Origin of the sequence: Gordonia spumicola (assembly GCF_009932475.1) — a bacterium.
Lineage (GTDB): Bacteria > Actinomycetota > Actinomycetes > Mycobacteriales > Mycobacteriaceae > Gordonia > Gordonia spumicola.
On sequence record NZ_BJOV01000005.1, the window covers coordinates 1,797,636 to 1,823,098 of the forward strand.

A 25,463-nucleotide genomic window follows, 5' to 3' on the forward strand; every position below is an offset into this window, starting at 1 on the left:
GGCGTCCGCGGGAGGGTTGCGGCGCGTGTTTGGGACGTCCGCGGGATGGACGCGGCACGTGTTCGGACGTCGGGTCGGGCGACATCGTCGTGCCGGGGGTCCACCCGAGGCAAGGACACAAGTTACTCCGCTCGGGCCACCCGTTTCGAGCCCCACCCGCCGGGAGTGGGAAGGCTCACGCCCGCGTCGGATCCGTGCCCGCACAACGCCGTCGCGCCCGATCCAGACCTTCCCGCCGACGCGGCGGAATCGGGGCGCGAAGCGACGCGCCGCGATGCCGGACGTTCTATCGGCGGGTCGTCAGTGATCGCCCTGTCGGCGGCACTCGGCCTCGGTGTGGGTCTGGATGCATTCGGCCCATTCCCGCTGACCGTCACCCCAGTCGGTACCTGCGTGCTGGCCGACGTTCACCTGCCAGGTGTAGTTCGTGCACACGAGTTGGGTGCCCGACGCATCGTAGGCGAACGATCCCGTCTGGTAGCCGTAGCACTGATCGCCCGCCGACACCGCCGAGTCGGACGGCGCCGGACTGGGTGCGACCGTCGGTTCGTCGGTGGTGACCTCCGTGGTCGACGTCGGCGACAACGTGCTCGTCACCGTCACCGTGGAGACGGCACTGGTCGACGTCGCACTGACGCTCTGCGGACCCGACGTCGCGGGGTCGCCGCCACACCCCGCGATCACCGTCGTCATCACTGCGAGGGTCGCCACGACGGCCCGATTCCGGAGTCTCATGCCACGCCTTTCACCGATTCGACGACCGGATCGTAACCGCTCGATGCGCGGTGGTCATTCGTTCGACCCCGCATGCGGACTCAGAGGAGGACACCGGGGTTGAGGATCCCCGCGGGATCGAGGGCCGCTTTGATCGTCGCGGTCAGGTCCATCACGTCGTCCCCGACCTGATCGCGGAGCCAGCCCCTCTTGAGGCGTCCGACTCCGTGTTCACCGGTGATGGTGCCGCCGAGTTCGATGGCGAGATCCATGATCTGCCCGAACGCCCGGTTCGCGCGGGCCGTCTCGTCGACGTCGGACGGGTCGTGGACGATCAGCGGGTGGGTGTTGCCGTCACCGGCGTGGGCGATCACCGAGATCGTCACCTTGTTGTCGGCGGCGATCGCCGCGACACCGTCGATGAGGGCCGGCAACTCCGGAAGGGGCACGCCGACGTCTTCCAGCAACAACGAACCGAGCCGCTCGACCGCCGGGATCGCGGCGCGCCTGGCCTGGGTGAACATCTCCGACTCCACCGCGTCGGACGTGCTGAACACCTCCCCCGCACCGCAGTCGGCGAAGGCCCGCTCGATGAGCTCCACCTCGGCGACCCCGGCGGGCCCAGGCGCGTCGGACTGCGCGACGAGCAACGCCCCGGCACTCCGGTCGAGGCCCATCGACAGCATGTCCTCGACGGCGTTGATCGACACCGAGTCCATGAACTCCAGCATCGCCGGACGGATCTGCGACGTCACGGCGAGCACGGCCCGGCTCGCCGCGTGGACGCTCGCGAACGAGCCGACCACGGTGCACGCCGGGGCCTGCGGCGGAAGCAGTCGCAGCGTCACCTCGGTGACGATGCCGAGCAGCCCCTCGCTGCCGACGAACAGTTTCGTGAGCGGGAGTCCGGCCGAGTCCTTCAACTGCTTGCCGCCCAGGCGCAGGGCGCGACCGTCCGCCAGCACCACCTGCAACCCGAGCACGTAGTCGGTGGTCACGCCGTACTTGACGCAGCACAGTCCGCCCGCGTTGGTCGCCACGTTGCCGCCGATCGAACAGATCTCGAACGACGACGGGTCCGGCGGATACCAGAGCCCCTGCTCCGCGGCTGCCGCTTTGACCTCAGCGTTCAGGAGTCCGGGCTGGGCCACCGCGGTCCGGGTGGCCCGGTCGACGGTCAGGTTCCGCATCTTCTCCGTCGACAGCGTGACCGCGCCGTCGACCGCCGTCGACCCGCCGGACAGGCTGGTCCCGGTGCCGCGAGTGACGATCGGCGTCGCGGTCGCCGCACACCAGCGGACCACCGTCTGGACCTCGGCGGTCGTCGTCGGCCTGACGAGGGCGAGCGGCGTCCCCGCGCTCGGATCGTTGGCGCGATCGAAGCGATACGCGCCGAGGATGTCCGGGTCGGTCACCACCGTTCCGGTGGGGAGAAGCCCTGCCAGTTCCGTCACATCCGCCATGGTTGCGACACTACGTGCCACAGAACGCGATTCTGAGACGATGCTGTGATTCAATCGTTACGGGCGAATGTGGCATTCGCCCGCATGCAGGGGGGAGACGGGATTTCACGGTCTCCCAGCCACCGGCCGTCGACCCCGACGGTCGAACCGAACGGAGAACGTACTCGTGAACATTCTGAAGAAGGCACTGGTCGGCGCCGCGGCCGTCCTCGCCGCCACCTCGATGGTCCCGGCGGCCACCGCCGACGCCGCGCCGCGCGTCACCCTCGGCGGAGGCTCGGGCATCATCGTGGGCGGCAACGCACTGTGCACGCTCACCACGATCGGCCACGATCGTGCTGGGCGGCTCGTGGGCCTCACCGCCGCCCACTGCGGCAACAACGGCGCATCGATCAGGTCCGAACGCAACCCGAGGGCAGGCGTGGTCGGCCGCATCGCGACCAAGGGCACCGGGCTCGACGCCGCCGTCATCGTGTTCGACGCGTCGCGCGTGCACGCGGTACGCCAGGTGGGACGCGCCCGCATCTCGGGAGTGGGCGTCTACCCGCGGCCGTACTCGAACGTCTGCAAGGCCGGACGGACCACCGGCTACACCTGCGGTCCGACGCTGACCAACGGCAAGCTCGACACGTACAACTACGTGTGCGCCGACCACGGCGACAGCGGCGGCCCGGTCATCGCGGGCGGTCGTGTCGTCGGCATGCTGAACGGCGCTCTCCGCATCGCGGGCCCGGGCAGCCCGTCCATCCCGTGCGTGACGCCCGCGGTTCCGATCTACACGCCGATGGTCGCCACCAAGATGACGACGATCCTCGCCTCGCTCAACCGCACGCGGTACGCGGGCTCGGGCTTCCGCCCCATCTGATCGACCGAACGCGCAGGCGACCCCGTCCGGATCTCGGACGGGGTCGCCTCCGTTTTGCGCATAGTCTCGGAAGAATGCGCGCAGAGAAGATCAGCACGAACATCACCGTCGACGACATCGAATCGGCCCGCGGCTTCTACCAGGACTTCCTCGGACTCCGCATCGAGGAGTTCAACCTCGGCTGGGTGGCCCGATTCACCGATCCCGATTCGGGCGCCCACGTGCAGCTCGTCACCGGTGATCACACGGCGCCCGTCGACTCCGCGATGTCGGTGCACGCCGACGACGTCGACGCCGCCTACGCCCAGGCACAGAGCCTCGGCTACGAGATCGTCTATCCGCTGACCACCGAGGCCTGGGGTGTCCGCCGCTTCTTCGTCCGAGCGCCCGACGGGACCGTCCTGAACATCGTGCAGCACCGAGGGCCGTAGTCCCCACCGACCTCTCGGCCGATACCCTGGCTCAGTGCAATTCGACGAGATCGTCGCCGTCCGGCGGGCGAACCCGGCCTGGCGGCTCCTGCGCGCGGACAACGCGCCGCTGGTCCTGTCGTTCCTCGGCCGTGTCTTCGTCGACGACAACGTCCGCGAGATCTCGGAGTCGGGGCTGGTGAGCCTGCTCGACGACGAACTGTACGAATTGAACAAGCGACTCGGCGAGGACGCGTACCCGCGGACCGCGAAGGCGTATCTCGACGAGTGGTCGGCTCCGGGCGCCGGTTGGCTGCGCAAGTACTACGTCGTCGAGAGTGATGAGCCGCACTACGACGCCACTCCGGCCGTCGAGCGGGCTGTCGCCTGGGTCGCCTCCCTGCGCGACCGCGACTTCATCGGCACCGAGTCACGCCTGAACACCGTCTTCGATCTGCTGCGTCAGATCGTCTACGGCGCCAACGCCGACCCGAAGGTCCGTATCGCCGAGTTGCGGCGACGCCGCGCCGAGATCGACGCCGTCGAACGCGGCGAGATCAGCGTGCTGGACGCCACCCGCCGACGCGATCGCTACCAGCAGTTCGGCGAGGTCTCGCGAGCGCTGCTGTCGGACTTCCGCGAGGTCGAGGCCAACTTCCGCAGCCTCGACCGGCAGATGCGCGAGCGCATCGCCACCTGGCGCGGGACGAAGGGCGAACTGCTCGACGACATCGTCGGCAGCCGAAACTTGATCGCCGACTCCGACCAGGGACGCAGCTTTCAGGCGTTCTACGACCTGCTCCTGTCGGTCGACCGACTCGACGAACTCGACCAACTGGTCCGCGAAGCGCAGTCGATCGACGTCGTCACCGACGCACGACTGACCAACATCCACCACGACTGGCTCGACGCGGGCACCCGTGCGCAGACCACCGTCCGCCGACTGTCCGAACAGCTGCGGAGGTTCCTCGACGATCAGGCGTGGCTGGAGAACCGCCGCGTCATGGACCTGCTGCGCAGCATCGAGGCGACCGCCTACACCGTCCGCGACCGGCGCGTCGACGACTTCTCGCACGAGATCGATTCGCCGTCGCCGACCGTTCACCTCCCGATGGAACGTCCCCTGTACCGACCGACCGTCGGCGTCGAGGTGTCCAGCGACGGCATCGAAGACGGCGAGGCCGACGGCCACTCGGACGCCCTGTTCGATCAGGTCCACATCGATCCCGCCCCGCTGATCGACGGCGTCCGCAGGTCGTTGCGCCATCACGGACAGGTGACGCTCGCCGACGTCCTCGCCGGATCGCCGCTGACACGCGGCCTCGCCGAGCTGGTGACCTATCTGTCGCTCACTGACGAGAGCTTCACCAAGGTGTTCGACGACCAGGTGAGCGAATCGATCACCTGGACCGACGAGCACGGCGAACGCCGCACCGCCACCGTCCCCCGCGTCATCTACACCCGTCCATCGAGCGAAGTCCCCCGTTCATCGAGCGAAGTCGAGATGCTGTGAGCCGAACCGTCCCCCGCGACGCGTTGAACCTGTCGTTGGCGGTCACGTCGTTGATGAAGGGCGTCGTGTACCGCGATTCGGCGGAGGCCACCTGGCAGCACGTGGTGGGGTTGGCCGCGCAGGTCAGCGACTACGTGGCGACGCTCGGGCTGTCGGTGGTGATCGACGAGGCCGAGGGGTACGCCTTCCTCCGCTCCCGCGGCGACGACGAACTCGCCGAGGCGGGCATCCCCCGCCTGGTGGCCCGGCATCAGCTCCCGTTGCACACGTCCTTGCTGCTGGCGGTGTTGCGCAAGCGCCTGGCCGAGCACGACACGACGGACGCGGGCAGCAGGCTCGTGCTGACCGGCGACGACCTGCGTGAACTCCTCGCTCCCTTCTTTCCGGCGACCACGAACGAGGCGCGGACCGTCGACCAGACCGACACCGCCGTCCGCCGCGTCGCCGAGCTCGGGTTCCTGCGCCGCATGCCGGGGCAGGACGGCGAGTACGAGGTGCGGCGCGTCATCAAGGCCTACGTCGACGCGCAGTGGCTCGCCGACTTCGACACGCACCTGGCGGAGTACGCCGCGATCGCCGGGGAGGAGACTCGATGACCGGCTTGTTCTCCGCGACCGAACTGCAGTCGGCCGAGTCGGCGCGGTCGGGTTTCCGGCTGCAGCGGTTCCAGGTCCTCAACTGGGGCACCTTCGATCAGCGCGTGTGGACGCTGACACTGGACGGCGAGAACGGCCTGCTCACCGGCGATATCGGCTCGGGCAAGTCGACGCTCGTCGACGCGCTGACGACCCTGCTCCTGCCGGCCCATCGGGTGGCCTACAACAAGGCCGCGGGCGCGGAGTCGCGCGAACGCGACCTGCGCTCATATGTCCTCGGCTACTACAAGTCCGAGCGGAACGAGGGCACCGGCGCGTCGCGGCCGGTCGCCTTGCGCGGCATGTCGAACTACTCGGTGATCCTCGGCGTCTTCGCGAACGAGGGATACGACGAGACCGTGACCCTGGCCCAGGTGTTCTCGATGCGCCACGACTCCGGCCAACCGGAGCGGTTCTTCACCGTCACCGACCGCACCCTCGACATCACGACCGACTTCGCCGACTTCGGCACGGACCTGCGCGCCCTGCGCAAGCGGCTGGCGGCGGGCGGCACCCGGATCCACGAGCACTTCCCCGAATACGGCCGCGACTACCGGCGGAGTCTCGCGGTCCGCTCGGAACAGGCGATGGAGCTGTTCCACCAGACCGTCTCGATGAAGGCCGTCGGCAACCTCAACGACTTCGTCCGAGATCACATGCTCGAACCCTTCGATTCGAGCGGCTGGGTCGACACGATGGTGTCGCATTTCGAGGATCTGACCGCGGCGCACGACGCCGTCGTCCTCGCCCGCCGACAACTCGACGAACTGACGCCGATGCTCGCGGACCACGATCGGTTCACCAGTCATCTCGCGATGTCGGACGAGTTGCGCGAACGGCGCGCCGCACTGCGCTTCTACTTCGCGCAGCGCCGCGTCGACCTTCTCGCCGACCACCTCGAGGCCTGCAACCGGGACCTGGCGGCCACGCGCACCGCCCTCGGCGCCACCGAACGCGACCTCGCCGACCTGCGCATCAACGTCCGCGAACTCGAACTACGCCAGGCCGGGCTCGGCGGCAACGACATCGCGACCCTCGAGGCCCAGATCACCGACGCGCAGCGCTTGCGCACCGAACGGGCAGCGTCGTACGAGCGATACGCGGGTCTGCTGGACGACGCCGGACTCGGCCCCGTCGAGGACCGCGGACAGTTCGATCACCGCCGCACCGAGGCCTCCGAGGCCGTCGACGAGTTGGACGCGGAGATGGCCGACGTCGCCAACGCGATCACCGAGCTGGTCGTCGACCGACGTCAGCTCGACGGCGAGGGTCGACGCGTCGCGGGCGAGATCGCGAGCCTGCGGGGCCGGACGAGCAACATCCCCGAGCGCAATCTGCGGATGCGGGACATGATCTGCGCCGGTGTCGGCGTGAGTCATGACGACCTGCCGTTCGTCGGCGAACTCATCGGCGTACGCGCGGACGAGTCGCGCTGGGAGGGCGCCGCCGAGCGGGTGCTCCGCGGATTCGGCCTGTCGCTGCTGGTGTCGACCGCGCTGTACGACCGGGTGTCGAGTTGGATCGACGCGAATCACCTCGGCGGCAGGCTCGTCTACTTCAAGGTGCCCGAGCGGGTGCAGCCGCAGGGACCGCAGACTCCCCCGCCGACCGCGCTCGTGCACAAACTCGACATCAAGGACGGACCGTTCTACGGGTGGCTCGAACGTCGACTGTTCGAACGGGCGCGCCACGTGTGCGCCGACACGCTCGACGAGTTCCGCGCGGCCGACTACGCGGTGACCGTCAGCGGACAGGTCCGATCGGGCGGCGGCCGACACGAGAAGGACGACTCCAGGCGCGTCGACGATCAGCGCGACTACGTCCTCGGCTGGAGCAACGAGCAGAAGGTGAACGCCTTGTTCACCGCGGGCAAGCGGGTGCAGGACGAGCTGAACCGGATCGACGCGGAGATCGTCGAGTTGGAGGACTCGCGTCGCCGGTCGATGAACCGTCGGAACGCACTCACCGGTCTGGACGCGTACCCGTCGTTCGACGCGGTCGACTGGATGTCGATCGCGACGCGGATCGCCGACCTGACACTCCGCAAGACCGAACTGGAGCAGTCGTCGGACGAACTCGTCGAGATCACCGAGGCGATCGCGTCCACGCGCGAGCAGTTGTCGGCCGTCGACGCCACCCGCGACGGACTCCGGGACAAGGTCTCCCGCCTCGAGATGGCTCGTGACCAGGCCGAACACGCCCGCGACTCCGCGCGCGTCACCACCGGCGAACCCGACTTCGACGACGCCGCGCATCACTTCGACGCGATCACGGTGGCCGTCGACGAGTACCGCGCCAAGGTCGCCGACGGCGTCGACGCGGAACTGACAGTCGACGAGTGCGCCGAACTCGAGTCGAGCCTCGGCGAATCGCTGACCGACGCGTCCGAACAGCACACGACCCGCGCGGGCGCCTATCAGACGCGGGTGGTGAACCGGATGTCCGAGTTCAACCGCAATCATCCCGTCTTGACGACGGAGTTCGACGCCGACATCGCCTCGGCGGAGGAGTACCGGGAACTGCACCGCCGCCTCAGCGAGGACGACCTGCCGCGCTTCGAGGACGAGTTCAAGAACTACCTGAACACGAACGCGATCCGCGACATCGCGATCTTCGCGGCCAAGCTCAACAAGGAAGTCCACCTCATCCACTCGAAGATCGACACGATCAACGAGTCGCTGTCGGGCATCGAGTACAACCCCGGCCGCTACATCCGCCTCGAAGCGAACCCGACCCCGTCGCAGGAGATCCGCGAGTTCCGAGCCGACCTGCGCCGATGCAGCGACGGCGAGATGGAGATCGGCACCGAGGAGGAGCAGTACGGCGAGGAGAAGTTCCTTCTCGTGAAGGCCATCGTCGAACGGTTCCGGGGCCGGGAGGGCTTCGCCGACATCGACCGCCGGTGGACCGACCTCGTCACCGACGTCCGCAACTGGGTGACGTTCGCCGCGTCGGAACGTCACGTCGACGACGACACCGAGTACGAGAACTACACCGACTCGGACGGCAAGTCCGGCGGGCAGAAGGAGAAGCTGGCCTACACGATCCTGGCCGCGTCACTGGCCTACCAGTTCGACCTCAAGTGGGGCGCGACGTGCTCGCGCGACTTCCGTTTCGTGGTGATCGACGAGGCGTTCGGTCGAGGCTCGGACGACTCCGCACGGTACGCGCTGACGCTCTTCGCGAAGCTCGGCCTGCAACTGCTCATCGTGACACCACTGACGAAGATCTACACGATCGAACCGTTCGTCTCCGCTGTCGGCTATGTCGAGAACCGCGGCGGCAACTACTCCCAGCTGCAGTGCCTGACCATCGAGGAGTACCGCGAGTCGCGCCGTTCCCGCGAGGGGTGACCTCAGCTGTGTGCGGGCCTCTCCACGCCGAGGCGCGCGCAGGCCGCTTCATACACGGCGACGACCTCACGGCGGACCGCTGGACGGTCGTCGATCGGCCCGCCGGGCCACGGGACCCGCAGCTCGGTGACGACGCCGTCGCGCGTCACGTCCCACACGCCCGCGTCGCCGTCGAATCCGGTCATCACCGACGCGGTCGGCTCGCCGTCGCCGAAAGCACGGGCGATCAGCAGGTTGTCGTCGGTGTGATCGTCGTTCATGTGGCGCAGGACCGCCGCGACGACCGCGTCATCGAATACGTGGGACATGGTGTGCACCTTACGGCCACGTCGGTCGTCGGGCGGAATCCGTCGGAGAATCTGTCGGGGGGTCGCGATACGGTGCTGGCATGACTTCCACCACCGCCGTGATCGGGCTTCCCGTCGCCGGAGTCGTCCAGCTGTGGACCGACGAATCGAGCATCTGGCGCGTCGCCGAGTTCGACGCCCTCGCCGAGCTCGTCGGCACGGGTCAGATCGAGCGAACCGAGGTGGCGCCGCGGCGGTTCCGCGAGGTCGGCGTGCTCGACGACGCCGCGGGGACCCTGACAGTCGACGGCACGGTCTTCGCGCTCGAACCCGCCGACGCGTTCGACGGCGACTTCTGGGACGCGCTGAACCGAACGGTCACCGCGACGGCGGCCGACGCGTTCGGGCGAGGCGAGATGATCGTGATCGAGCGGGGCGGGTGGACGGCGTCCGACTCCGAGTACTGCCTGGCGGCCGCCCTAGTGAACGACGGTCGGCCGATCGTCCTCATCGAGACCGCGCCCGCACCGTCCGACGACGACTACTGGCCGCCGTCGGACGACGCCACCGGGCAGACGGTGACCGCTCCCCTGTCCGAGGAGTCGCTGCCGGGTATCGGCGCGCTGACGATGTCCGCCGTGAACGGCTGGGGCGTAGCACCGTGGGACGTGGTCGCCACGTATGTCGTGCCCGATCGCGACTCGGCGGAGAACGGGGCGGACGATGAATGAGGCGACCCTCGACCGGGCCCGCGGAGCCCTCGTCGGAGGCGCGGTCGGCGATGCACTCGGTGTGCCGTACGAGTTCGGCCTTCGACTGGGCACGTCCACCGAACCGGTGATGCGCGGCGGCGGGCTCGGCGACTTCGCGCCGGGCGAGTGGAGTGACGACACGTCGATGGCGATGGGCGTCGCCATGGCCGGCGCGCGCCACCGCACGCTCGGCACCGCGGAGGCACTCGACGACGTGGCCGCTGGTTTCCTCGACTGGTTCGAGTCGAATCCTCCGGACATCGGCAATCAGACCCGTGCCGTGCTCGGTGCCGTCCGGCGTGGAGCGTCCGACGACGGCGTCGCCATCGCGATGCTGCACGCGTCGCAGGAGCATGCGCGGGGCGCGCACCGGGCCGGCGGCAACGGCGCGCTCATGCGAACCGCGCCGGTGGCGCTCGCACATCTCGACGACCGGTCAGGTCTCGCCGACGCGGCGCGAACGGTCGCGCGTCTCACCCACTACGACGACGACGCTACCGACAGCTGCGTGCTGTGGTGCGAGGCGATCCGGGTCGCGGTCGTCGACGCCGAGATCTACGTCGAGGCGGGCCTCGACCTGATCGACGCAGGTCGACGCGACTTCTGGGCCGCCAGGCTCGACGAGGCCCGCGACCGTGAGCCGCGCGCCTTCACACCGAACGGGTACACCGTGACCGCGCTGCAGGCCGCGGCGTCATCGATCCTGCACACCCCGGGCGACGGGCCGGATCACCTGCGCGAGGCGTTGTTCACGTCGATCCGGATCGGCGACGACACGGACACCGTCGCGGCGATCGCCGGCGCTCTGCTCGGCGCACGATGGGGCCGATCGGCGATACGCGGACAATGGCAGGACGACGTGCACGGCTGGCCGTCACGGTCGGGAACTCCGTCTCGCGTCGCCGATCTCGTCGCGCTCGCCGACGGACTCGTCGGCGCCTGATCTGCGTCGTCTGATCGATTGACCGCGTTGACGGGGCCTACGATCAGCGCGTGACGAACCCCTTCGCCAACCCGTTCCACCCCGGCAACAGCGGCAACAGCGGCAACGGCCCGACGCCGCCCCCGGCAACACCCGCGCCCCCTGTCCCTGGACCGTCGGAGCCGAATCGGCCCGGCATCGTGGCGAAGGTGATCGGCTGGGCGATCCTCGTCTTCGGCGTGCTCGGCGTGTTAGCGTCGTTCGGCTCGTGGAGCGACCCGTTCATGGCGGTCGGCCTCCTCCTGTTCGGAACGGCCTTCATCGTCGTCGGAGCCACCATGATCTGGCGACGATGGTCGTGGAAGATCGGCGGCCCGGCGACTGCAGCACTGTTCGTCCTGAGCATCGTGCTCAGCAGCTTCGGCAATTCGACGGAGGAATCCCCCAAGCCCGCGACGCTCCTGGACACCCCGTCGTCGAGCACCACGATGTCGACGACTACGACGACAGCAACCTCGACGGTCGTGTCGTCGACCACGGTCACCGTGACGGCCGAGAAGTCGTCGGAGCAACCGACGTCGACTCGCGCCACCCGCGAACGCGATGTCGACGTCGACACTCCGGCTCCCCGTCGGACTACTCCGGCCTACACGCCGCCGCCGGTCACCCAGGAGGACAACAGCGGGGGCAGCGCGTACTACGCGAACTGCGACGCCGTCCGCGCCGCGGGCAAGGCCCCGCTGCACGCGGGCGAGCCGGGCTACCGCTCGAAGCTCGACCGCGACGGCGACGGTGTCGCCTGCGACGGCGGCTAGGGTGTGTTGCCAAACTCTTCCGCCTTGGATCCGCCGAGACAGGCGAAGAGAGTTTGGCAACACACCCTAGTGCGTTGCACCAGGTCGACACGCTCGGAACCCACCGGTCGCGGAGCCTGTGGAATTCGTAGTTGAGCAAATCGGCCATCGGGTGCATCCTTCTCTCCACACGAGATGGGGGAAGAGATGATCGACAACGACATATTCGATTCGACCGAGGCCGTGGAGGTGTACGTCGGAGTTCCGCTCGACGGCATCGTCCGCACGTGGAACGACGGCAGGCCGCAGACGTGGCGGGTCTCGGACGCCGAGTGCTTCAGCCGACTGTGGGGAACGGGCGCGGTGACCGCCGCGGCGATCGAACGGGGACACTACCGCGACATCGGCGTCCTCGACCCGGTGAACAATCTGCTGTGCATCGAGACGACGACGCCCGCGAGCAGCCTCGGCGGGCACATCGACGACCACGAGCACTTCGCACTCACCCCGGTCGATCCGGCGGCCCCGTCGTACGACGAGGCGTTCGGGCTGTGGGTGGAGTATGAGAAGGTCTTGGTCACGGCGATGGCGCATGCGTTCGAGCGGGGCGACGTGCTGATCGTGAGCGGGCAGTCGACGGACGGGCGGTCGGTGACGATCGGCCGCATGACGAGGAGCCTCCGCCGGGTGCTGATCACCTCAGCCTCCCCGGCGCCGCGCACCGACGCATGGCCCGATCCGCGGCCCGGCGAGGAGGATCGGACCACGCTGGTCACCACCGCATGCGCCGACACCCTGTTCGAGTCGACCGTGCAGACCACGCTCGCGCTCGACTCCTGGGGAATCGAACCGTTGGACGCTCGGATCACCTACGTGGTGCCGATCGAGGCGATGACAGTCGAACTGCCGTGGTGCGTGGGGGACGCGGCCTGAGTCTCGCGGACGACGGCCGGTGGGGAGGCCCGACCGTCGTCCGCGTCCCACTCACGCCGCTGCGGCTCCGCGGCGCCCACTACCCTGAACGACGATGACTCGCCCCGCCTGGACCACCGACCAGATCGACACGATTCTCGCCGTCTTCGACACCGCGACGCTCCGACGCGCTCGCGACTACGCGTCCAACGGGATGATCACCGACATCGAGTGGATCGGGACCACGGTCACCGGTTCGTCGGAGGGGTCGGCCGGGCGACGCTACTCGTGCAAGGTGACCGTCGTCGGCGACGGTCCGCGGCCGCGCGTCGTCGCATCGTGCAGCTGTCCGGTCGCGGTGAACTGCAAGCACTGTGCAGCTCTGATGATCGCGGCGACCCTCGACTCGGCGCCCGTACGCGCATACGAGCCGACCACCATGGAGTTGTCGAGGTGGCGGACGCTCGTCGACGAGATCAGGACCCCGACGACGTCACACCGGCCGGGCGCGGAGATCGCCACACGACTTCAGTTCTCCGACGTGCGGACGACGTCGGCGACGTCGATTCAGGTGCGGATCCTCGCGCTGGGGCAGAGCGGCCGCTGGGTGACGTCGAGACTCACCTGGCGCAAGCTCCTCGCCGGGAGCGTCGACGAGAACGTCCCGTGCCTCGAGGGGCTGACCACGCTCGCCGGGATCCTGGCGGCGAGCCGCGGCAACACGGCCGGCTCCGAGCAGATGTCGTTGATGTACGCGCCCGCGCTCGTGTGGCCCGTTCTCGCCGATCTGCACGCGGCGGGTATGGAGTTCACCTTCGCCCGGAGCTACCAGCCCGACCGTCCGGTGGACATGGACACGCCGATCACCGCGGGTCTGCGCGTTCGACCGTCCGGGTCCGGGGTGGACGTCGACCTGCAACTCACCGTCGACGGGCGCGACGTCTCCATGCAGGCGGCACGCAGGCATCTCATCGGCCGACCGCGGGCGCACGGCCTCGCCGTCGACGCCGGCGACGTGGTTCACCTCCGTCCGCTTCCGCCGATGACGCCGTCGGAGGCGATGATGCTCTCGAGCGGGCTGCCGCTACGCGTCGACGCGGGCGACGTGGACGACTTTCGGGAGGCCCTGGCGACGATCGCACCCGAACGAGAGATCATCGTCGCACCGGACGCATTCCCGGCCGCGACGGTCACCGGGCCGTTCCCCGTCCTGCATGTCGACACGAGCCAGCGGACCGCGGCGTGGAGGTTCGGATACGACGCGGACGGGACGCTCCTCGAGTACCCGGTGAACTCCCGCGGCGAGGGCCGCTACCGCAGGCTCGACCTGGAGGCACGACTGTGGGTCGGCCTGCGCCGCGAACTGGAGGCCGTCGCCCGCATCGGCGACCGGTGGGTGGAGCACGCCGCCGAACGGGTGCAGAACGATCTGCCGCGGTGGCGCGGCGACTACAAGCGGTACAACCGGATGTACGCGGTCCTGCGTCAACTGCAGGGCGGCTCCACCGTGCAGGCGGCGTTCGAGTCGCTGCCCGTGGACTATCACACGATCAAGGTGCGGTTCACGGAGATCGGCCTGGCGGTCCTCTGTGCGGAGGTCGCCCCGGCGATCGCCGAGAGCGGCGGCGTCCGCGTCGACGTCGTAGGCGACGCGCCGACCTTCCGCCGCATCGACGAGGCGCCGACGCTGCACTTCTCCGGCGACGCCACCACCGACTGGTTCGATCTCGAGGTGTCGCTCGACGTCGACGGCCACCGGATCCCCCTGCCGAAGGTGATCGCCGCGCTGACACTCGGCGAGACGCACATGGTGACCGACGACGGCGCGTACTTCTCCCTCGACGTCGCCGAACTCGCCACCCTGCGCGACCGCCTGGAGGAGGCCAGGGAGATGGGCGAGCTCGACGGCGACCGCGCGTCGTCGAACAGCCTGAACGCGACCCTGTGGGACGAGTTGCTCGAACTCGGCGTCGTCGACGAACAGTTGGCCGCGTGGCGGGAGCGGATGTCCGGACTCGCACGGGCCACGCCGCCCGAACCGATCGAGCCGCCCGCGGGCCTGCACGCGGAACTGCGCCCCTACCAGCGGGACGGGCTCGACTGGCTGTCGTTCCTCTGGGACAACGGTCTCGGCGGCGTCCTCGCCGACGACATGGGCCTCGGCAAGACCGTGCAGACGCTCGCCGTGATGCAGCGGGCCGTCGACGCCGACCCGGACGCACGGTTCCTGGTGGTCGCGCCGACGAGTGTCATCTCCAACTGGGCCGCCGAAGTGCGACGTTTTGTCCCCGGCCTCGACGTCGTGACGGTGACCTCCACGCAGAAGCGCGCGGGTGCGCCGCTCGCCGACCGGGTCGCGGGCGCGCGGGTGGTCGTGACGTCGTACGCGTTGCTGCGCCTGGACGTCGAGGCCTTCCGGGCGGTCGCGTGGAGCGGGGCCGTGTTCGACGAGGCCCAATTCCTGAAGAACCACAACGCGAAGACTCACCAGGCCGCACGACTCCTCGACGCCCCGTTCAAGCTCGCGATCACCGGGACTCCGATGGAGAACCGTGTGATGGAGCTCTGGTCGCTGGTGTCGGTGGTCGCGCCGGGCCTGTACCCGTCGCCGCTGCTGTTCAAGGACCATTTCGCGGGCCCGATCGAGAGCGGTCAGGCTCCCGAGAAGCTGGAGTTGCTCCGGCGCAGGCTCCGCCCGATCATGTTGCGGCGGACCAAGGGCCAGGTCCTCACCGACCTGCCGGAGAAGCAGGAGCAGGTGCTGCACCTGGAGTTGGAGCCCGCGCACCGGAAGGTGTACGACACTCACCTCGCTCGCCACCGGCAGGAGATGCTCGGACTGCTCGACGACTTCGACGGCAACCGGATTCAGATCCTGCGCGCCCTCACACGTCTACGCCAGCTGAGCCTGCATCCCGGCCTCGTCGACGACGAACACGGCGCGGTGAAGTCGGCGAAGATCGAGTACCTCGCCGAGCAACTGCCGATCCTGCTCGACGAGGGCCACAGCGCGCTCGTCTTCAGCAGTTTCACCGGGTTCTTGAAGCTCGTCGCGGCCCGGCTGGACAAGGCCGGGATCGCCTACAGCTACATCGACGGGTCGACGCCTGTCACCAGACGCGGCGAGCAGATCACCGAGTTCACTTCGGGCTCGACGCGGGTGTTCCTGATCAGCTTGAAGGCCGGCGGCTTCGGCCTCAACCTGACCGCGGCCGACTACTGCTTCCTCGCCGACCCCTGGTGGAACCCGGCGGCCGAGGCCCAGGCGGTCGACCGCGCCCACCGCATCGGACAGCACCGCGCGGTCACCGTGTACCGCATGGCGTCCGTCGACACCATCGAGGACAAGGTCCTCGAACTCCAGAATCGCAAACGCGAACTGTTCTCGGCCCTCATCGACGAGGGCGAGGCCTTCTCCGGAGCGGTCTCCGCCGACGACGTCCGCGCGCTCTTCGCGTAGCCGCTCCCCCTCCCACTCCGCGAGCGCCGCCCCGCTCTCCGAGCGCAGCCCCGATCCCCGAGCGCAGTCGAGGGGCACACCCGTTCCACGAGCCTCCCGTGATCGGCCTCGGGTCCGTGACACAGTCGAGGCATGCGATCCACGTGCTGCTTGTATGTCGACACCGGATACCTCCTCGCCTCGGCGGCCACCCGCACCACCGGGACCTCCCTGCGGAGCGGCATCAACGTCGAGTACGGGAAGCTCGTGAAGGCGCTGATCACCACCGCCGAGGCACTCTCCGGCCTGCCCGTCCTGCGCGTGTACTGGTACGACTCCGCGACCAACGGCGTGCCGAGCCATCTGCAGGAGCGGATCGGCGAACTCGCGAAGGTGAAGCTCCGGCTCGGCCGGTTCGGCTTCAACGGCGAGCAGAAGGGCGTCGACCTGCGCATCGGGCTCGACCTCGTGACACATGCGCGCAACAACGCCTCCGACGTCTTCTTCCTCGTCTCGGGAGACGATGACCTGACCGAGGCCGTCGAAGAGGCACAGGTCCACGGTGTGCAGGTCGTGGTGCTCGGCGTCCCCAACGCCGAGGACCGACCGCACGGGGTGAACAAGCATCTGATCCGGGCCGCCGACGATCTGCACACGATCGACGCCGCGCTGATCGACGGCGCGGTGATCAAGATCGACAGGCACGCGGCTCCGGACGCCTCCTGCCCGGCTGCGGAGTCGCCGACTCCGGCGCCGAAACCCGGACCTGCGCCCGCAGCCCCGAAGCCCACCGCGCGCACTCCTCTCGACGTCGCCAATCATCGGTCTGCGACCCCGGTCCCCACACCCGCCCCGCCGCGCCCGTCGGGTGTGCTCGCGTACAGTTCGTCGACCGGGTCGTCCGGTCACGTGATGCCCGGCTACGACCTCGATGCGCACGACTCCACGATCGAACCCGTCGTCGACCGCGTCCTGTCGTCGTTCTTGGAGAGTGCGGGCCCGGCCGAGCGTCACGAGGTCGTCGCCGCGCGCCCGTCGATCCCCCGCGACATCGACCGAGCCCTGCTGATCGACGCGTCCGAAGCCCTCGACATGGACGATCTCGACGAAGGCGTCCGCCACCGACTCCGCGCCAAGTTCTGGGAGCTCTACGACGCGAGGTGACGGGCGGCGCAGACCGCGACCATCGACACCGTTCGCACACCCGTGCGAGATTGTCGGAGAGATGTGGGACAGTAGTCGTGTCATCCCGCCGCCGGAGAGGATTCCGCCCATGCCACCGCGTCGCCGTTCGGATCACGCGTCCGAGTCGTTGACCTCAGACGATCTCGTCAAGCTGACGACGGCGTTGGCCGACGGCAAACGCGCGACCGTGTATCTCCGCGAGGGCATGGCGAGCCTCGGGCTCGCCGCGGGCGCATCGGCCCGGGTCGTCTCGATCGACGGGTCCACTGTCACGATCCGGCCGACCGGTGTCGACGACGAACTACCCTTCGAGGCGGATGAACTGCGTATCACCAAGAAGGCGCCCGCCGTACCCGAACCGGCCACCGCCAAGCCGCGGAAGGCGAAGACGACTCCCGCACCGACGACGAATCGTCCGCCGCTTCCACCGAGGGAGACACCCGTGACATCGACGACGCCGGCAGCCAAGCCCGCGGCGAAACCGGCCGCCCGACGCGCGCCGACCAAGAAGGCGACCTCGTCGGTGACGGTGACCATCTACGGCACCGCGGACAACGAGTGGTCGATCGCGATGGTCCGCGGCGGCAAGAAGCCGCAGCGGTCGCGACCGGTCACACCGGAGGCGGTCGACTCTGCCATGCGCGAACTCGGCGACGACACCGCCCGCGACGCCGTGACGTCTCTGCTTCACGCCGCGCGCGAGGAGGCGCAGCGCCGCGTCGAACAGCTCAGCAGGGAACTCGACGCGGCACGCCAGGCGCTCGCCGCACTCGAGTCACCCGAGGCCCGCGCATAGCCGACTCCGAGCCGTCCGACCGTCGACCTACGGTAGCGTAACCGTATGTCCAGCATAGTGATCGGCGTCATCGCATGCGCCGTCGGCGCGCTGTTCTGCCTGCGCGGAGTGATCGCGATGCGCGTCGTCATCGCGCTGTGGGGAGCGTTCCTCGGACTCTCCGTCGGCGGCGGGACCATCGCGTCGATCATGGGCGAGAGCGTCCTCTCCTCACTCACCGGCTGGGTGGTCGGCATCGCCGTCGCGTTGACGTTCGCCGTGCTCGCGTACGTGTACTACAGCGTGGCCGTGATCATCGCCGTCGGATCGGTGGGATTCGTGCTCGGAACCGCCGTCATGACCGCCACCGACATCACCTGGAACTGGGCGGTCATCACCGGCGGCGTGATCGCGGGCGTCGTGTTGGCGATCATCGCCATCGTCGCCGACTTCCCGGCCCTCCTGCTCGTCGTCATCACCGCGTACGGCGGGTCCGCGGTGATGACCGCGGGAATCATGCTGATCACCGGGACACTCACCGCGGAGGAGATCGTTCACACGTCGATCAGCACCGATCCCAGCGACGCGTGGTGGTGGTATGCGCTGCAGGTGGCGCTGATGATCGTCGGCATCGTCGTGCAGTCCCGACTCGTCGGCGACGAGCGCACGATGCGTCAGCATTGGAAGGCCGACGCGTAACGCGCGAACTGGGCAACTTGACACCGGACACTGTCATTCCCCAAAGATCAGTGAGACCCAAAGGTTGGGTTGCCTTACCTGACCGCCAGGAGCTCTACTCGTGCGCATCCGTTCCGCATCCGCCGCGGTGATCCTCGCTGTCGCGCTCGTCGCAGGCGCGACGGCGTGTAGCGAAGGTTCACCCGATTCGTCGTCGTCGAGCGCGAGCGTCGCGCCGTCGGATGTCGCGAAGAGCCCGGAGTACCAGGCTGAGCGCACCACCGCCCTCGCGCAGTTCCCGACGCATCCCGCGCAGAAGGTCGTCGCCGCATCCGTGCCGCTCGCCGAAGTCCTGTGGATGCTCGGCGTGCCCCTGTCCGGAGTGCCGTCGACCACCACCCAGCAGCTGCCCGCGGCGCTCGACTCGGTGCCGCGGATCGGCAGCACCATGTCGCTCGACGTCGAGAAGATCATCAGCATCGCACCCGACCTCGTCGTGGCGGCGGACGGTGCGCGCAGCATGGTCGATCCGGCGTTGAAGTCGGCGGCCAAGCCCGCGGCCTACCTCGACACCGACAGCATCGACGACCTGCGCTTCGCCGTCGACGTGCTCGCCACGGCATTCGACAAGAAGGACGCGGGCGACAAGGTGCTCGCGGGCATCGATGCGCACATCGCCGCGCTCACCGAGGCGTCCGAGGGCAAGCCGCAGCCTAAGGTGCTGACGCTCATCGGCGCATCCGACTCGTTCATGGTGATGAGCGGAGACTCGTTCATCGGCAGCCTCGTCGCGAAGGCGGGAGCAGACAACATCGCGACGAGCGCTCTGCACACCACCGAGACGTACACAGCCGTCAACCTCGAGAACATCATCGCGGCGTCGCCCGACGTGGTGCTCGTCCTGCAGTCCGGTGACACCGCGAAGGCGCAGGCCGCGTTCGACGCCGAGGTCGCGAAGAACCCGGCGTGGCAGAGCCTGCCCGCCTACAAGAACAAGCGCATCCATGTCGTCGACTACTCGGCGTTCGGCTACACCTCCGTCAGTGGCCTCGACAAGGCCGTCCCGACCCTGAGCGGCCTGCTGTACCCGTGACGACCGTCAGCGCGGCCCCGCGGCAACGCGCCGTGTGGGCGCTTCCGGCCGCGTGGCTTCTCCTCGCCGTCGTCGCCGTCGTCAGCCTCGGCATGGGCAGCGTGTCGATCTCGCCCGGCCACATCCTGTCGATGGTCGGATCGTCGGCGGACGATCCGCTCGCGACGATCGTCTGGGACGTCCGACTGCCGCGCGTCGCCCTGGCGATCGTCGTCGGCGCGTGCACCGCCGTGTCGGGAGCGCTCTTGCAGACCGTGATGGGCAATCCGCTCGCCGATCCCGGCCTGACCGGCGTGACCAGCGGGGCGGCATCGCTCGTCCTGGTGATCCTGCTCGCGGCCCCGAGCTATCACTCGATGATCCCGATCGCCGCATTCGGCGGCGGCACGATCGCCGCAGTGCTCGTCTATTCGCTCGCCTGGCGCCGCGACGGCATCAAACCGGTCAACATCATCCTCGCCGGAGTGGCGGTGAACGCGCTGGCGGGCGCGTTCATCGCGTTCCTGTCGCTGCGCTACAGCGATCGTCTGCCCGCGGCCATCTCGTGGATGAACGGCAGCCTCGCCGCCAAGGGCATGGACGCGGTGTGGATGATGCTCCCCTACGCGATCGTCGGATTGTTCGCAGCGATGCTGTGCATTCGATCGGCCAACGTGATGCGCCTCGGCGACGACGTCGCCCGCAACCTCGGCGAAGGAGTCAACCGCACGCGCATCGTATTGTCAGTGGTCGCGGTGTTCCTCGCCGCCATCGCCGTCTCGGCCGTCGGCGTCATCGGATTCGTCGGCCTCGTCGTCCCGCACATCGCACGGATGATCGTCGGCTCCAATCATGCGGTGTTGATCCCGATGAGCACCGCGATGGGAGCGCTGTTGATCCTGATCTCCGATACCGTCGGGCGCACCGCGTTCGCGCCCGTCGAGATCCCGGCGGGCATCATCATGGCCGCGATCGGCGCCCCCTACTTCCTGTTCCTCATGCGCAGGCAGGCGGCGCTGTAGACATGCTCCTGGAATCTCGTGGCCTCGTCGTCTCGTACGGATCCGACCGCGTGGTCGACGACGTCTCGCTCGGCGTCGACACCGGTGAGGTCGTCAGTCTCATCGGTCCCAACGGCTCCGGCAAGTCGACCGTCCTGAAGGCCCTGAACGGGCGGCTCTCCCCCGGCGCCGGCAGCGTCCTGATCGACGGTGAGGACTCGACGACCTGGCCGTCCCGCCGGCGGGCGCAGACCATCGGCATGCTCAACCAGGTGAACGCCGCACCACCCGACATGACCGTGCGCGAACTCGTCGGCTACGGCCGCCACCCGCATCGACGCTGGTACGAGCGGGCGACGGCGGACGACGCCGACGCCGTCGACTGGGCGATCGCCCACACCGAACTCGAGAAGTTCGCCGACCGCCCGGTCACCCAACTCTCCGGCGGCGAGGCACAGCGCGCGTGGTTGGCGATGGTGCTCGCACAGCGGCCCCGCGTCCTGCTTCTCGACGAGCCGACCACCTATCTGGACATCGCACACCAGCACGAGGTGCTCGAGGTGGTGACCGCGCTCAACCGGTCCCTCGGCATCGCGGTGCTGATGGTCCTGCACGACCTCGGTCAGGCGGCCGCGTTCAGCGATCGGATCGTGACGCTGTCGTCGGGCCGCGTCGTCGCCGACGGATCGCCGACCGAGGTGTTGACTCCCGACCTCATCCGCGCCGTGTACGGGATGAACGCCGAGGTCACCGCGGATCCGGCGACGGGACGCCCGCGTATTCACCTGCTTCGGCATCGCCAGGATGCCGCCGTTCCCAGCCCCGAGGAGAAGACCCTATGACCGCAGACGCAGAGTTCGAGAAGGCCCGCGCCGGATACCGTGAGTTCATCGCGGGCCGCAAGACCGTCGTCATCGCGACGAAGGACGCCGACGGCGAGCCCTTCCAGTCGATCGCACCGTTCGTCCACCGCGGCGACGACGTGTACGTGTACGTCAGCGAGATCGCCGAACACTACCGCTACCTGGCGGCGGGCGCGACCGCTCGCCTCCTGCTGCACGCGGACGAGGCGTCGTCGAACAACATCTTCGGCGTCGAACGCGCGTCGTTCGTCTGTGACGTCGAGCAGGTCCCCGAGGAGGGCAACGACGAGGTGTTCGCCGGCTTCGCCGACATGTCGAACGAGAAGATGGTCCAGGTGCTCCGCGGCCTCGACTTCCATCTGTTCCGCCTCACGCCCACCGACGGACGGTACGTCGTCGGCTTCGGCAAGGCGTTCGACGTCAGCTTCGACGGCTCGCGTTTCGACCACGTCGTGATCGACAAGAAGGCCTGATCAGCGCGTAGGCCCCCGGGGGCCGATCAGCCGAGGTGCGCCTGCACCTCGGCGCTCGACTTGTCGAGGCGTTCGAGTCGGCCCTCGGTCATGGACGCTATCTGGTCGACGACGACCCGCATCCGTTGGTCGTCGTCGGACGCCCGGTTCCAGCGGTCGGCGAAGAACGGGTCGAGCCCGCCCGGCGACGTCACCAGCAGCATCTCGGCGACCCGATGGATCCGTTCGCGCTGCCGGTCCTGACGCGCGCGGTGCCGCGGGTCGGAGAAGATGAACCGCAGGGCGACGGTCTTGAGGACGGCCACCTCGGCCGCGACGTCGTCGGGCACGGTGAGGTCGGCGTCGTACCGTCGGACCGGCCGGTAGTCGACGGCCGCGCGGGTCGACCTGATCGCGGTGGACGCGAATCGGCCGATCAGCTCGGACGTGAGGCGTTTGAGGCGGACCGAGGCGTCGAGCGAACCGTCGAAGTCCCCCAGATCGGCGAAGATCTCCATCTCCGAGAGGCGCTGAGCCGCGTCGATCAGCGGCGCCGGGTCGTCCCCGCCGAAGTACCGCATGCCGAGCTCGGCGAGGGTCTGCTGGTCGTCGCGTGCGCCGAGCTGTCGCAGATCGATGCGTCCGCCGATCACACCGTCTTCGAGGTCGTGGACCGAATAGGCGACGTCGTCCGACCAGTCCATGACCTGCGCTTCGAGGCATCGCCTGCCGTCGGGCGCACCCGCGCGGACCCAGGCGAGGGCGGGTTCGTCTTCGACGTAGGCCCCGTACTTGCTGCCCGGAGCAGAGCGCGACCACGGGTATTTGAGCGTCGAATCGAGTGATGCGCGAGTCAGGTTGAGTCCGGCGCTCTCCCCGTCGGGCGACAGGATCTTGGGCTCGAGCGCGGTCAGGATCCGCAGATTCTGGGCGTTCCCCTCGAATCCGCCGCGGTCGCGCGCCAATTCTTCGAGGGCCCGCTCGCCGTTGTGTCCGTACGGCGGATGCCCGATGTCGTGGGCCAGACCGGCCATCTCGACGAGGTCGGGATCGCAGCCCAGACCGACCGCGATGCCGCGGCCGATCTGGCCCACTTCCAACGAGTGCGTCAGGCGCGTGCGGGGATTGTCACCTTCGCGCGGTCCGACGACTTGCGTCTTGTCCGCGAGGCGCCGCAGTGCCGCCGAATGCAGCACGCGCGCGCGGTCGCGGGCGAAGTCGCTCCGGTGGTCGGTCGTGGGATCGACGACGGCGAGCTTGGGCCCTTCGGCCACCATGCGTTCGACGTCGTCCGCGGAGTACGCCGCGACGGGCGGATCTGCCACAGACCGACCAGCGGATGGGGAATTAATCGTTCGACCACCCGCGCGCGGCGGCGAGGTCGAGGATGCGCGAACGGATCGACGTGATCTGACGCGCGGTCAGGTCGGGCGCCGAGTCGAGCAGCAGCTCCGTGATCTCGTTCGACAGCGGGCCGCCCGCGTGACGGCTCGGACGGCGCGGTCCGCGGTCCCGGTCACCGCGGTCGCCACGGTCGTTGCGATCGAAACGGTCACGGCGATCGCCACGATCGCCACGGTCGCCGAAGCGTCCGCGGGTGTCGTCGCGACGCTGCGCGCGCTCGGCGGCCGGATCGCCCGCGGGGGCCTCCTCGGTCACCTTGACGTTCGTGGCCTTCGAGCCACGATCGGTGCTCTCGACGTCGAACTCCACGACCGCGCCGGGGCGCAGCAGGTTCTCGTCGATGCTGATGTCGTTGATGTGCAGGAACACGTCGTCCCCGCCGTCCGCCGGTGCCAGAAATCCGAACCCGCGATTCGAGTCGAAATGCACAACCTTGCCGCTGACAGCCACCCTAGTACTCGCTCTCCGAAATGCGCCCACATCGCGGACCCCTTGCCCGCGCGACGCACTCTGTTCTCAATCATGCCTTATCAGAGGCTTTCGCACCTAGCGAAATCGCCTGGTCTAGACGGGAATCACTTCCCGACCGCCGACACTCGCACCGCCCGGCATACGACCACCGAGAGCACAATCGTTGATGCGCGTCGTCGTTCCGGAGACGATGTACCGACTATCACCGCATCAAGGAGGCTCCACCTCGTGACCGCCAGCGACTCTCGGCCCACGCCGCGCATCGAGACCCTGACGACCGACGACCAGGTTCGAGAGGCGTTCGCGGTGTTCGGGCGCGCGATGATCGGGATCGACTTCGGGGGGCTCGACGCGGCGACGATCACCGAACCGGGACGGTACCTGGGAGCATTCGACGGCGACACGATCATCGGCGGAGCCGATTCGTACGAGACGACGTTGACCGTCCCCGGTGGGACGCGAGTTCCGCATGCTTCCGTGACCCACATCGGTGTGCTGCCCTCACACCGCAGACGAGGAGTGCTCACCGCGCTGATCCGCAGACAACTCGACGACGCGTCCGCGCGCGGGGAGATCGTCGCGACGTTGCGCGCCTCCGAGGCGCTGATCTACGGACGGTACGGATACGGCGTCGCCGGACACACCCGATCCCTGACCATCGACCGGTCCCGCACCGACCTGCTCGCGGGCCCCGACGACCTCGGAGCGGTGCGGCTCGCCGACGACATCGACGTCTCGACGCTCGCATCGATCCACGACCGCCAGGCGACACCCGGGTCCACCACGCGATCGCCGGGCTGGTGGACCAACGCCCGACGTCGCGCCGCGGGCGAACCGCTGCGGTACGTGATCGTTCACAGCACTGACGGCGTCGACGACGGATACGCCGTCTACCGTGCGGTCGACCCGGCGACCTGGTGGACGAGCCGGAACCGGACGATCCAGATCACCGACTTCGTCGCCCTCACCGACGACGCTCATCGCGGCCTGTGGCGACATCTGTTCGACCTCGACCTGGTCGACACGATCACCGTCGCGACGGCGGCCGTCGACGACCCGCTCCCCTTGCTCGTCGCCGATCGACGGTCGGTGACTCTCGGGCCGGTGACAGACGAGATCTGGTTGCGACTCATCGACGTCGAAGCGGCCCTGAGGGCACGCTCGTATCGCGCGGGCGAACCGGTGACGATCCGGGTGATCGACTCGCTCCGCCCGTCCAATCACGGCTCGTACCGACTGAGCGCGGACGGCGTCGAGCGGTCCGCGGACACGGCGGAGGTGACCGTCGACGTCGCGGACCTGGCCGCCGTGTACCTCGGCGACACCCGGTGGCGCCAACTCTGCGCCGCAGGCCGCCTTCACGGCTCGACGCCGCCGGACCCACGAGCCGTGGAGCGTCTCGACATCCTGTTCGCGACCGACCGCGCACCGCACTCGGGCACCACCTTCTGACCACGACAGCCGACGACACCCGCACGTAAGTCGGTGTAAGGCCCACGACAG

23 protein-coding genes are annotated in these 25,463 nt (G+C 68.7%); 18 read left to right on the top strand and 5 right to left on the bottom strand.

Annotated elements, in window-relative coordinates; all coding sequences use genetic code 11:
- Positions 1 to 300: 300 nt before the first annotated feature.
- Positions 301 to 735, bottom strand: a complete 435-nt coding sequence (locus GYB83_RS19610; RefSeq protein ID WP_161896988.1) for a hypothetical protein — start codon at positions 733 to 735, stop codon at positions 301 to 303.
- Between the two features lie 80 nt (positions 736 to 815).
- Positions 816 to 2,177 (bottom strand): FAD-binding oxidoreductase, encoded by a 1,362-nt coding sequence (locus GYB83_RS19615; RefSeq protein ID WP_161896989.1) that lies wholly within the window; start codon positions 2,175 to 2,177, stop codon positions 816 to 818.
- A gap of 166 nt (positions 2,178 to 2,343) precedes the next feature.
- Between GYB83_RS19615 and GYB83_RS19620 the strand changes: the two genes are divergently transcribed.
- The 5 genes from GYB83_RS19620 to GYB83_RS19640 all read left to right on the top strand — a co-directional run bounded on the left by GYB83_RS19620 (position 2,344) and on the right by GYB83_RS19640 (position 8,953).
- Positions 2,344 to 3,042, top strand: coding sequence for a chymotrypsin family serine protease (locus GYB83_RS19620; RefSeq protein ID WP_161896990.1), 699 nt, complete (start codon positions 2,344 to 2,346; stop codon positions 3,040 to 3,042).
- A gap of 74 nt (positions 3,043 to 3,116) precedes the next feature.
- Entirely contained in the window at positions 3,117 to 3,473 is a 357-nt protein-coding gene (locus GYB83_RS19625) for a VOC family protein (RefSeq protein WP_161896991.1), read from the top strand.
- A gap of 34 nt (positions 3,474 to 3,507) precedes the next feature.
- Positions 3,508 to 4,965, top strand: coding sequence for a DUF3375 domain-containing protein (locus GYB83_RS19630; RefSeq protein WP_161896992.1), 1,458 nt, complete (start codon positions 3,508 to 3,510; stop codon positions 4,963 to 4,965).
- On the top strand, positions 4,962 to 5,561 hold the full coding sequence (locus GYB83_RS19635; RefSeq protein ID WP_161896993.1) for a DUF4194 domain-containing protein: 600 nt from the start codon (positions 4,962 to 4,964) through the stop codon (positions 5,559 to 5,561). The genes GYB83_RS19630 and GYB83_RS19635 overlap by 4 nt, the downstream gene beginning before the upstream one ends.
- Entirely contained in the window at positions 5,558 to 8,953 is a 3,396-nt protein-coding gene (locus tag GYB83_RS19640) for an ATP-binding protein (RefSeq protein ID WP_161896994.1), read from the top strand. Before GYB83_RS19635 ends, GYB83_RS19640 begins: the two co-directional genes overlap by 4 nt.
- Positions 8,954 to 8,955: 2 nt before the next feature.
- On the opposite strand, the gene GYB83_RS19645 is transcribed toward GYB83_RS19640, so the two are convergent.
- Positions 8,956 to 9,261, bottom strand: coding sequence for a DUF2470 domain-containing protein (locus GYB83_RS19645; protein ID WP_161896995.1), 306 nt, complete (start codon positions 9,259 to 9,261; stop codon positions 8,956 to 8,958).
- 80 nt (positions 9,262 to 9,341) lie between these two features.
- Between GYB83_RS19645 and GYB83_RS19650 the strand changes: the two genes are divergently transcribed.
- The 12 genes from GYB83_RS19650 (at position 9,342) to GYB83_RS19705 (ending at position 22,106) form a co-directional block, all read left to right on the top strand.
- On the top strand, positions 9,342 to 9,971 hold the full coding sequence (locus GYB83_RS19650; RefSeq protein WP_161896996.1) for a hypothetical protein: 630 nt from the start codon (positions 9,342 to 9,344) through the stop codon (positions 9,969 to 9,971).
- Positions 9,964 to 10,935 carry an ADP-ribosylglycohydrolase family protein gene (locus GYB83_RS19655; RefSeq protein WP_161896997.1) on the top strand — a complete coding sequence of 324 codons (972 nt, stop codon included), beginning with the start codon at positions 9,964 to 9,966 and terminating at the stop codon, positions 10,933 to 10,935. Before GYB83_RS19650 ends, GYB83_RS19655 begins: the two co-directional genes overlap by 8 nt.
- Before the next feature lie 50 nt (positions 10,936 to 10,985).
- A complete protein-coding gene (locus tag GYB83_RS23720) occupies positions 10,986 to 11,729 on the top strand; it encodes an excalibur calcium-binding domain-containing protein (protein ID WP_228461637.1) in 744 nt (247 codons plus the stop codon).
- Positions 11,730 to 11,915: 186 nt separating this feature from the next.
- Positions 11,916 to 12,641, top strand: a complete 726-nt coding sequence (locus tag GYB83_RS19665; protein WP_161896998.1) for a hypothetical protein — start codon at positions 11,916 to 11,918, stop codon at positions 12,639 to 12,641.
- A 94-nt stretch (positions 12,642 to 12,735) separates the two neighbouring features.
- Positions 12,736 to 16,080, top strand: coding sequence for a DEAD/DEAH box helicase (locus GYB83_RS19670; RefSeq protein WP_161896999.1), 3,345 nt, complete (start codon positions 12,736 to 12,738; stop codon positions 16,078 to 16,080).
- 132 nt (positions 16,081 to 16,212) lie between these two features.
- Positions 16,213 to 17,223: an NYN domain-containing protein gene (locus GYB83_RS19675; RefSeq protein WP_161897000.1), complete on the top strand. Its 1,011-nt coding sequence runs from the start codon at positions 16,213 to 16,215 to the stop codon at positions 17,221 to 17,223.
- A 109-nt stretch (positions 17,224 to 17,332) separates the two neighbouring features.
- The gene (locus GYB83_RS19680; RefSeq protein WP_161897001.1) at positions 17,333 to 18,040 is read left to right on the top strand and encodes a DUF6319 family protein; all 708 of its coding nucleotides are present in this window, start codon (positions 17,333 to 17,335) and stop codon (positions 18,038 to 18,040) included.
- Between the two features lie 45 nt (positions 18,041 to 18,085).
- Positions 18,086 to 18,718 (top strand): TM7S3/TM198-like domain-containing protein, encoded by a 633-nt coding sequence (locus GYB83_RS19685; RefSeq protein WP_161897002.1) that lies wholly within the window; start codon positions 18,086 to 18,088, stop codon positions 18,716 to 18,718.
- A 100-nt stretch (positions 18,719 to 18,818) separates the two neighbouring features.
- Positions 18,819 to 19,790 (top strand): ABC transporter substrate-binding protein, encoded by a 972-nt coding sequence (locus tag GYB83_RS19690; protein ID WP_161897003.1) that lies wholly within the window; start codon positions 18,819 to 18,821, stop codon positions 19,788 to 19,790.
- Complete coding sequence (locus GYB83_RS19695) at positions 19,787 to 20,791, top strand: FecCD family ABC transporter permease (RefSeq protein ID WP_228461639.1); 1,005 nt, start codon at positions 19,787 to 19,789, stop codon at positions 20,789 to 20,791. The genes GYB83_RS19690 and GYB83_RS19695 overlap by 4 nt, the downstream gene beginning before the upstream one ends.
- A 2-nt stretch (positions 20,792 to 20,793) precedes the next feature.
- Complete coding sequence (locus GYB83_RS19700) at positions 20,794 to 21,612, top strand: ABC transporter ATP-binding protein (RefSeq protein WP_161897004.1); 819 nt, start codon at positions 20,794 to 20,796, stop codon at positions 21,610 to 21,612.
- Positions 21,609 to 22,106 carry a HugZ family pyridoxamine 5'-phosphate oxidase gene (locus GYB83_RS19705; RefSeq protein ID WP_161897005.1) on the top strand — a complete coding sequence of 166 codons (498 nt, stop codon included), beginning with the start codon at positions 21,609 to 21,611 and terminating at the stop codon, positions 22,104 to 22,106. The genes GYB83_RS19700 and GYB83_RS19705 overlap by 4 nt, the downstream gene beginning before the upstream one ends.
- A 26-nt stretch (positions 22,107 to 22,132) precedes the next feature.
- On the opposite strand, the gene GYB83_RS19710 is transcribed toward GYB83_RS19705, so the two are convergent.
- Both GYB83_RS19710 and GYB83_RS19715 read right to left on the bottom strand, forming a co-directional pair.
- The gene (locus GYB83_RS19710) at positions 22,133 to 23,437 is read right to left on the bottom strand and encodes a deoxyguanosinetriphosphate triphosphohydrolase (RefSeq protein ID WP_161897616.1); all 1,305 of its coding nucleotides are present in this window, start codon (positions 23,435 to 23,437) and stop codon (positions 22,133 to 22,135) included.
- A complete protein-coding gene (locus tag GYB83_RS19715) occupies positions 23,433 to 23,939 on the bottom strand; it encodes a cold-shock protein (protein ID WP_161897006.1) in 507 nt (168 codons plus the stop codon). The genes GYB83_RS19710 and GYB83_RS19715 overlap by 5 nt, the downstream gene beginning before the upstream one ends.
- Positions 23,940 to 24,188: 249 nt before the next feature.
- Here GYB83_RS19715 and GYB83_RS19720 point away from each other — a divergent pair, with 249 nt between their 5' ends.
- Positions 24,189 to 25,412 (top strand): GNAT family N-acetyltransferase, encoded by a 1,224-nt coding sequence (locus GYB83_RS19720; protein WP_228461643.1) that lies wholly within the window; start codon positions 24,189 to 24,191, stop codon positions 25,410 to 25,412.
- Positions 25,413 to 25,463 lie beyond the last annotated feature (51 nt).

Excerpts from the sequence above, each read along its gene's own strand:
- GYB83_RS19610 (WP_161896988.1), bottom strand. The coding sequence starts at position 735 with ATGAGACTCCGGAATCGGGCCGTCGTGGCGACCCTCGCAGTGATGACG.
- GYB83_RS19615 (WP_161896989.1), bottom strand. The coding sequence starts at position 2,177 with ATGGCGGATGTGACGGAACTGGCAGGGCTTCTCCCCACCGGAACGGTG.
- GYB83_RS19625 (WP_161896991.1), top strand. The coding sequence starts at position 3,117 with ATGCGCGCAGAGAAGATCAGCACGAACATCACCGTCGACGACATCGAA.
- GYB83_RS19640 (WP_161896994.1), top strand. The coding sequence starts at position 5,558 with ATGACCGGCTTGTTCTCCGCGACCGAACTGCAGTCGGCCGAGTCGGCG.
- GYB83_RS19645 (WP_161896995.1), bottom strand. The coding sequence starts at position 9,261 with ATGTCCCACGTATTCGATGACGCGGTCGTCGCGGCGGTCCTGCGCCAC.
- GYB83_RS19650 (WP_161896996.1), top strand. The coding sequence starts at position 9,342 with ATGACTTCCACCACCGCCGTGATCGGGCTTCCCGTCGCCGGAGTCGTC.
- GYB83_RS19655 (WP_161896997.1), top strand. The coding sequence starts at position 9,964 with ATGAATGAGGCGACCCTCGACCGGGCCCGCGGAGCCCTCGTCGGAGGC.
- GYB83_RS19665 (WP_161896998.1), top strand. The coding sequence starts at position 11,916 with ATGATCGACAACGACATATTCGATTCGACCGAGGCCGTGGAGGTGTAC.
- GYB83_RS19670 (WP_161896999.1), top strand. The coding sequence starts at position 12,736 with ATGACTCGCCCCGCCTGGACCACCGACCAGATCGACACGATTCTCGCC.
- GYB83_RS19675 (WP_161897000.1), top strand. The coding sequence starts at position 16,213 with ATGCGATCCACGTGCTGCTTGTATGTCGACACCGGATACCTCCTCGCC.
- GYB83_RS19680 (WP_161897001.1), top strand. The coding sequence starts at position 17,333 with ATGCCACCGCGTCGCCGTTCGGATCACGCGTCCGAGTCGTTGACCTCA.
- GYB83_RS19685 (WP_161897002.1), top strand. The coding sequence starts at position 18,086 with ATGTCCAGCATAGTGATCGGCGTCATCGCATGCGCCGTCGGCGCGCTG.
- GYB83_RS19700 (WP_161897004.1), top strand. The coding sequence starts at position 20,794 with ATGCTCCTGGAATCTCGTGGCCTCGTCGTCTCGTACGGATCCGACCGC.
- GYB83_RS19705 (WP_161897005.1), top strand. The coding sequence starts at position 21,609 with ATGACCGCAGACGCAGAGTTCGAGAAGGCCCGCGCCGGATACCGTGAG.